Here is a 272-nt window from a genome sequence, read left to right as displayed (position 1 = left end):
GCTGGGAGGGCCCGTTGGGGGCGGTGAGGCCGTTGCTGGCGCCGTCCTGGTTGACGGCGCTGCCGCGTACGACGGCCAGGACGCGGTGCCCGTTGCGAACGGCGTCCGAGAGCCGCTCCACCAGCAGCATGCCGACGCCCTCACCCCAGCCGGTGCCGTCGGCGCCCTCGGCGAAGGACTTGCAGCGGCCGTCCGCCGACAGGCCCCGCTGGCGGCTGAACTCCACGAACGTCGCGGGCGTCGCCATGACGGTGACCCCGCCCGCGAGGGCC

At 75.7% G+C, this 272-nt stretch carries 1 protein-coding gene; it reads right to left on the bottom strand.

The features are described 5' to 3' along the window. The coding region (locus tag VR44_RS26285; RefSeq protein ID WP_045950082.1) for a beta-ketoacyl synthase N-terminal-like domain-containing protein at positions 1–272 on the bottom strand (272 nt) is incomplete at both ends.

Origin of the sequence: Streptomyces katrae (assembly GCF_000966975.1) — a bacterium.
In the GTDB taxonomy this organism is placed as follows: domain Bacteria; phylum Actinomycetota; class Actinomycetes; order Streptomycetales; family Streptomycetaceae; genus Streptomyces; species Streptomyces katrae.
The sequence above is the reverse complement of the archived record's forward strand: the minus strand, read 5'-3'. Positions and strand labels throughout refer to the sequence as shown.